This is a genomic window from Hyphomonas sp., from assembly GCF_013823385.1.
In the GTDB taxonomy this organism is placed as follows: Bacteria; Pseudomonadota; Alphaproteobacteria; order Caulobacterales; family Hyphomonadaceae; genus Hyphomonas.
Map to the genome: position 1 here is coordinate 1 of NZ_PNMA01000096.1, position 2,691 is coordinate 2,691.

Sequence of the window (2,691 nt, forward strand, 5' to 3'; positions counted from 1 at the left end):
TGGGGTCGGTTCCTGAATGGCAGCTTCTGGCGGAAAATCGCAGATAGCTGCCATTGGCGCAATGGCCCTCACGCGACGTACTGGTCACCGGATTGAGCCGCCTTCCATGTCCAGGGAAGCAGTTCGTCGATGCGATTGATCGGATGACTCTTGCCGATGCGGTCGAGGACGTCCGTCAGCCAGATTTGCGGGTTCACTTCATTGAGCTTGGCGGTCTCGAGCAGCGAATACATCGCCGCGGCCCGCTCGCCGCCGCAGTCCGCACCGGCGAACAGCCAGTTCTTGCGCCCGACCGCGATGCCGCGCAGCGCGTTCTCGGCAAGGTTGTTGTCGATCTCAAGCCGCCCGTCCTGGGTGTAGGCAAGCAGCGCGGGCTTTAGCTTGACGGCATAGCGCAACGCCTCGGCCAGCGGCGAGCGTGCCGATGCCTTGGCAAGGACGCCATCTGCCCATGCGAAGAAATCGAGCGCGATAAGCCTCGATGCCGCTCGCTGGCGCAGACGCTCCTGGGGAGGTTCCTGCTCGATCGGCCGCTCGATCTCGTAGAGCTGCGCGATGAGGCCGAGCCCCTTGCGCGCAGCAGAGCCGCGATCGGCAACAAGGACATCGTGCAGCTTGCGCCTTGCATGCGCCCAGCAGGCGACGGGCGTGATAACGCCGGGCTTGCGGCCGGGATCATAGAGCGGGTTGAATCCGGCATAGGCATCGGCCTGCAGAAAGCCCGAAAAAGCCGCAAGATGCTCGCGTGGCCGTTCACCCTTGCGATCGGGACTGTAGCGGAACAGCGCGGCAGGCTTGTCGCTCGGACTCCATCGCCGGTTGTCGCGCAGATAGACCCATAATCGCCCGGTCGACGTCTTGCCCGTACCGGGAGCCAGCACCGGGACCGGTGTGTCGTCCGCGTGGAGCTTCTGACTGGCCATGACGTGGGCACCGAGCCGCTCGACCAGCGGATCGAGCAGCCAGCTGACCTGGCCGAGCCAGTCGGCCATGGTCGAGCGGGACAGCTCGACACCTTCGCGCGCATAGATCTGCGACTGGCGATACAGCGGCAGGTGATCGGCGAACTTGGCGACGATGACGTGCGCCAAGAGGCCTGGGCCGGCGCGGCCGCGCGGGATCGGCAGACCGGGTGCAGGTGCCTGAGCGATAGTATCGCAGCATGTGCATGCAAGCTTGGGACGGACATGGCGCACCACGCGGAAGCTCGCAGGCACGTATTCCAGCACCTCGGTGACATCTTCGCCGAGAATGGATGCCGCACTGCCGCACGCCGCGCAGCGATCCGCGCCGGGCGCCGGATGCACGATCACATCGCGCGGCAGATGTTCGGGCAGCGGCGCGCGCTTGGGTTTGCGCTTGGCCTCCGGCGGTTCGGCCTCGTCCTGATCGACATGCCCGCGCATGACGCACTCGGCATGGGCCTGCTGGGCTTCGAGATCCTCGAGCGTGAGTTCCAGCTGATCGGCAAGCTGCGTCATGCGCTCGGACGACTGGCCGAACTTCATCCGGCGCAGCTTGGCGAGCTGAGCTTTGAGCTTCTCGATCTGAAGCGTGGTCAGCTTGATCGCGTTGCGTGCGGCACTGAGCTCATCGCGGGTAGCGACATGGGCTTTGCGCTCCTGCGCCAGCGCCTGCTCCGAGGCGACCAGACGCGCCTTCATCACCTCGGCAAAGGCGCGAAGCTCGTCCGGATCGGAAGGCAGATCAAGTTCGGTGGGAGACATGAACAGCGGATAACATGACGGGCGATCTTGACCAAGCCGAAGGCAGGAAAACCGCGCCCGAATCGCTAGATATGCACAGGCCTCTGCGGGGGTTTTGGCGCCACCGTTCGCCGCCAGTCCATCGCCTCCAGAAGCAGCGAAAACTGCGCAGGGGTCAGCACCACTCCGCCGTCGACCAGCGGCGGCCACACAAAGCGATGACGCTCGAGACGCTTGGCGAACAGGCACAGGCCCGTGCCGTCCCAGACCAGCGCTTTGAGGTAGTTGCCGCGCTTGCTGCGGAACAGGAAGACATGCCCGTTATAGGGATCGAGCCGGAAAACTTCGCTGGCAAGCACGCTGAGCCCGGCGAAGCCCTTGCGCATGTCGACCGGCTTGCTGGCCAGATAGACCTTGGTTCCTGACGGCAAGCTCAACATGGCACGGCCTTCAACGCGCGCAGAACCCGGGCGAGCGCCTTCTCGTTGACGAAGCTGTCGACGGTCAGGCGCGCACCGTTGCCAAGCTCGATGGCAATCGCGCCTGCTCGTTGTTGCCCGGGCGGAGGAGAAGCCGCAACATCTTGCGCCAAGGGGCCGACCGAAGACTCCGGTTCGTCAGCAATGATCTCGCACGCTGAAGCTCGCTCCGGGGTCGCCACGAACTGGCCACATGGGATGAACTCCAGCGCCTCCCTTGCAATCGCTTCAGCCTCGCGCCGGTTGGCACGCCAGTTGTAGATCACACTCTTGGCAATGCCATGCCTGCGCGCGACCGACACCACCGTGACATCGGGACGCAGGCTCTCGGCGACGATCGCCGCCTTCTCTGCGTCAGAATAGCGCCGCCGTCGCTCCGTGCGCACGATCACGCCGCCACCTTCGATCACAGGACCTCCTTCTGGAGTCCAGAAAGAACTCCCTTCAGGAACCGTCCTTCACCGTCCAGCGCCGACCGCGCAACACGTGGTCGGCCGGACGCTTAC

The 2,691-nt window shown here is 64.7% G+C and carries 3 protein-coding genes; all 3 read right to left on the reverse strand.

Annotated features, from left to right (window positions below; genetic code table 11):
• Positions 1-68: 68 nt before the first annotated feature.
• The 3 genes from C0456_RS19950 to C0456_RS19960 all read right to left on the reverse strand — a co-directional run bounded on the left by C0456_RS19950 (position 69) and on the right by C0456_RS19960 (position 2,595).
• Positions 69-1,706: an IS66 family transposase gene (locus C0456_RS19950; RefSeq protein ID WP_291056273.1), complete on the reverse strand. Its 1,638-nt coding sequence runs from the start codon at positions 1,704-1,706 to the stop codon at positions 69-71.
• Positions 1,707-1,792: 86 nt separating this feature from the next.
• Positions 1,793-2,146, reverse strand: a complete 354-nt coding sequence (tnpB, locus tag C0456_RS19955) for an IS66 family insertion sequence element accessory protein TnpB (RefSeq protein ID WP_067490403.1) — start codon at positions 2,144-2,146, stop codon at positions 1,793-1,795.
• Positions 2,140-2,595 carry a transposase gene (locus tag C0456_RS19960; RefSeq protein ID WP_291056271.1) on the reverse strand — a complete coding sequence of 152 codons (456 nt, stop codon included), beginning with the start codon at positions 2,593-2,595 and terminating at the stop codon, positions 2,140-2,142. The genes tnpB and C0456_RS19960 overlap by 7 nt, the downstream gene beginning before the upstream one ends.
• Positions 2,596-2,691 lie beyond the last annotated feature (96 nt).

Excerpts from the sequence above, each read along its gene's own strand:
- tnpB (WP_067490403.1), bottom strand. The coding sequence starts at position 2,146 with ATGTTGAGCTTGCCGTCAGGAACCAAGGTCTATCTGGCCAGCAAGCCG.